Source organism: uncultured Proteiniphilum sp. (assembly GCF_937873925.1).
Classification (GTDB): domain Bacteria; phylum Bacteroidota; class Bacteroidia; order Bacteroidales; family Dysgonomonadaceae; genus Proteiniphilum.
Map to the genome: position 1 here is coordinate 1 of NZ_CALNAT010000019.1, position 4,245 is coordinate 4,245.

General features: G+C 37.2%; 3 protein-coding genes and 1 pseudogene. All 4 read right to left on the reverse strand.

All coding sequences use genetic code 11. From position 1 onward, the window contains the following. Positions 1 to 1,366, reverse strand: a 1,366-nt coding sequence (locus Q0502_RS01355) for a SusC/RagA family TonB-linked outer membrane protein (protein ID WP_298646268.1), incomplete at its 3' end; no start/stop codon positions are given. 238 nt (positions 1,367 to 1,604) lie between these two features. Continuing rightward, the gene (locus Q0502_RS01360) at positions 1,605 to 2,780 is read right to left on the reverse strand and encodes a FecR domain-containing protein (protein WP_298646271.1); all 1,176 of its coding nucleotides are present in this window, start codon (positions 2,778 to 2,780) and stop codon (positions 1,605 to 1,607) included. 96 nt (positions 2,781 to 2,876) lie between these two features. Further along, the gene (locus Q0502_RS01365) at positions 2,877 to 3,470 is read right to left on the reverse strand and encodes an RNA polymerase sigma factor (RefSeq protein WP_298646274.1); all 594 of its coding nucleotides are present in this window, start codon (positions 3,468 to 3,470) and stop codon (positions 2,877 to 2,879) included. A 492-nt stretch (positions 3,471 to 3,962) separates the two neighbouring features. Then, positions 3,963 to 4,245: pseudogene (locus Q0502_RS01370) on the reverse strand (nucleotidyltransferase family protein); the annotation flags it as partial.

Here is a 4,245-nt window from a genome sequence, read left to right on the forward strand (position 1 = left end):
TATTTAATAATGCGAGGTTTAGACCTATAATGAGTCGATTGTCAAGTAGTCTTTGATTTAAATTGAGTCGTCCCCCTAGTTGATTATAGCCCGTTTTCGGGACAATACCTTCCATGTTTCGGTAATTTATGGAACCCATGTAGGATGTTTTTTGGGTTCCCCCCGAAAGAGACAGGCTGTGTACATGAGAAAATGCAGTTCTTGTAATCTCATTCATCCAATTTGTAGAACTTCCATAATCAGTCCCCCCATGTTCTAGATACTCACTACGGCTCATGACAGGGAGAGACCTATCCATATTTTCAGATGAAATATATCCGTTGTAACTTACAGAAGTGCGGTCTTTCACCCCTGTTTTTGTAGTAACAATGATTACTCCACTCGACCCTCTTGTTCCATATATAGCAGCGGCTCCCCCATCTTTCAAGACATCAATGCTCGCGATATCGACAGGATCTACACTGCTAATGTCTGCTCCTATAACGCCATCAATAATAATTAAAGGTTCGGTATTGGCACCAATCGTTGATAATCCGCGCATACGAATATGATATGTTCCGTTAGGATTTCCCTGCGGGGATACAATACTTAAACCGGAAACTTTCCCTTGTAATAATTGAGCAGGATTATTAATGTTACCTTTATTGAAATCTTTAGGCTTAATATTTGTTATGGCACTGGTGATTTTGTTTTTCTCTATACTGCCATAACCAACCACTATCACCTCTTCCAATCCTTTCAGATCCTCCAGTAATGTAACATCAATCTTGCTTCTTCTGGCAATCTGAATATTCTGAGATAAATAGCCAATATAGGATATTTGTAGAGATGAATTTTCATCAACTGCTAAACTGAAGTTACCGTTCATATCTGTGACAGTACCGTTCGTCGTTCCCTTCTCTATAACATTCGCACCTATCACCGGCGCACCGTCTTCATCCGTTACTTTTCCGGTAATCTGATTTCTAAGCTGTTGTGGCTCTCGTTTAAAAATATTCTGCTCTGGTTCCTTCGAGATATACACCTGTCTACCGGACACTTTATAAATATTGTTAGTTCCCTCAAAAAGTTTATCCAGGACTTCATTTATCGTTTCGTTCTCTGCATTTATAGAGACCACCCGTTCAGTATCCAGTGTATCTCTGTTATACAAGAATATATACTCACTGCTTTTCTCTATATCTGTGAAAACTTCCCTAATCGTCTTGTTCTTTAACTTCAGGCTAAGCGTCGTGACCTGTGAATAGCTATTATTGGCGTAGCTGATACTAATTCCTATGACAAGGAATATTACAATTAGCTTCATAATTCTAAGAGTTTTTCGAGTATTAGCATCTTTTATGGGAATACTTACATTTTTTGTCATATATTTGTCATGATTTTAAAGGGTTGAACTTTTATTGTTTTACTTTTGAAATCTCGGATCGGATGGTGTTTGGCGATGTCGTCCGATCTCTTTTTTGTTATCCGGTATCTTCCATTGTTGTTTTTTTTAGTGTTTTTGTAATTGGATTAATTCTCTCTCATTTTACCATTATCCGTTTTGGTAAATTTATTTGTACCACTACTTTAGTGGTGGTAACATGGAAAGGCGTATTATTTTCCTATTTTGTCCTCACCTTAAATATCCCGTTCTCGTATTCGGTCTCTATCGGGAAAGAGAAAGTAAGCCCATTAAGTACTTCTCTCAAGTCGTTCTTTAAGTCTATTTTTCCAGAGCATCGCTGGTTGACGACGTTTTCATCATACATGATTTCTTCACCATAATAACGTGATAGCTTGGTCATCAAAACATCAAGTCTCTCGTCTTCAGCGTAAAGAATCCCATGAATCCACGAGATATGTTTCTCGATATCCACTGTGGTTACCGATGCTTGTCCTTCTTTATAATGATACATCTGCGAAGGAATCAATTTTGTTTTGGGTGTATCTTTATCCGTTATTACTTGCACTGCTCCAGAAACGAGTACCACCTGTATATCATGATCCTCTTCATAGGCTTGCACATTGAATTTTGTACCCAGTACCCGAATCTCTATATCACGTGTCTTTACCATAAATGGTTGATCGGCATCAGGCGTTACCTCCAAAAATGCTTCCCCGTTCACATATATTTCACGTCTGTTTCCCGTGAACCGGTTTGGATAAATTACTTCTGTACCCGAATTTACGTGTAAAGTTGATCCATCAGACAACGTCAGCCGCGTTCGTTTTCCCTTGGGTATGATGAGTCGGCTATATCCTGACGCGTTTAAATCCGCCACTGATTTCCCAGTTACCCTGATACTGTCAGAATGATAAGAAATAGTGGGCTCTTTTTCTTCTATGCGAATGATCTCTTCGGAAGAAACCAATAGTTGAATGTCTTTTGAAATTGTGTCTTTTGAAAACGAGGTGGCCTTCACGAACTCTAGTAATTCAGAAGGCTGCTCTTTGGAATGTTGGTAGATTAAAGTGATCGCAAACAATAGTAGTAGAGAGGCAACGGCTGAAAACCATATATACAGGCTCCGCCGTTTTCTATGTTGCTGTACATGCTGATAAAAAATGGTATAATGGGATTCTATCACTTCGGGTGCAAGGGAATAATCATTCAGACGGACTTGGGTGTTGTACAATAAAATGGCTTTCTCTATTGAAGGGGTTAGTTCAGGACTCATCTCCATCACATTTTTCCAATAGGTGTTATCATTCTCCTCTTTAAAAAAATTCCACCTAAGGAAATCTTCATCTTTGAGAAAGTCGATAGCCCTGTATCCCTGATATTTATTCTTTCGCATATATTATTCGCCCTATGGCCTGTTTCATAAGATACGAATATATATTTTTTTTGTGAGCATTTTTTATGAGGAAATTGACAATTTTTAAAGCATCATTTACAATTGACTGAAGATGAGTGCTATAAATATAAGTGAGGGGGCAGTGGTATTCTCTTTTCTGATTTTGTTTATTGCCTGCGATACGAGTTTTCGAATCGAAGTCTCGTTTTTTTCCATTATCTCTGAAATTTGGGCGTATTCCAGTTCCTGAATGTATCGTAAGTATACAACTTCTTTTTGCAGAGGGGACAGACTGTTCAGTAATTTTTCTACTCTCCGTTGCACTATGGCTCTGTCTTCATCCTCGATAATCTCGTCTAGAATAGTGGTTTTAATAGAGAAATTATAAGCATTATCATGAATATTTATTGTATTAGAGTAAGGTTTATGCTTAAAAAAATCGTATAATTTATTTTTTAGGGATTTCAGGAGAAAAAACTTAAAATGTGCTACGGACTTAAATCGAGGTTTGTTAAAAAATATTTTCAGAAATACATCCTGTATGGCATCCATTACACAATCATCTTCTCCACCCAGACTTCTCCCATAAGCATACATGTCGTTAATGAAAAATCTGTAAAAAAAAGAGAAAGCTTCTTCATCTCCTTTTTGAAACTTTGCAAAAGTATTTGATAATTCTTCAGATGCCATGTTCATAAAAAATTGAAATTGGTAGAAATGGTGTAAGAATAGGATCATGCATAAACTGCATAAAACGTTGGGGAAATGTATTCCTCCCTATAAAACAGAGTGATTTATACGTGTCTGAAACTCTTTAGTTTGAATTGTGGGTACTCATTTAAATTCTAAATATAGATATTTTTTTATACAACTAAAAATACTTCTGCTATATCTGCCCTCGATATACTTACCCAAATATATTCCAGCCGACTAATTAATTTTTCTATCAGGCAATACGAAGAGAACGTTGATGGAGGATTTACCTAACATCCAAACTCATGCCTTGATATAAATATCGACAGTAAGTAAATGAATTAATAGAATTTATGTATTTTTTCAAAATAGAAAACGGGCTAATTGTTACAGCAAATTCAAAAGACATTATCCGCACCGATACGGGATTTATATCCGTTGTTCCCGCTTATGTATATTTAAGTTCCCGGGTAACCTGAGCGATACTATTTATAAAAACTTTTCCGCTTCTTTCAGGGTGTCTGTCTTGCCAGCGTCCATCATTCTCATCCCGGCAGGGGTATAACCTGTGATTGGATGAATTTTGCAGACAGACAGGTAAAAATCAATAATGGAGAACTTATCTGGAAAATCCTGCATATAACCCAGGATGGGGGGGTGTAGTATATGGATTCCCGAGAATGCAAGTTTTTTATAACGGTCACTGTTGAGATCAGAGAAAGGTGATTTTATTTCTCCGGTGCTTTCGTTGATCCATCCTCTCAAATGGTCA

Bases quoted from the DNA above. Each gene is read 5' to 3' on its own strand.
- Q0502_RS01360 (WP_298646271.1), bottom strand. From the start codon at position 2,780: ATGCGAAAGAATAAATATCAGGGATACAGGGCTATCGACTTTCTCAAA.
- Q0502_RS01365 (WP_298646274.1), bottom strand. From the start codon at position 3,470: ATGGCATCTGAAGAATTATCAAATACTTTTGCAAAGTTTCAAAAAGGA.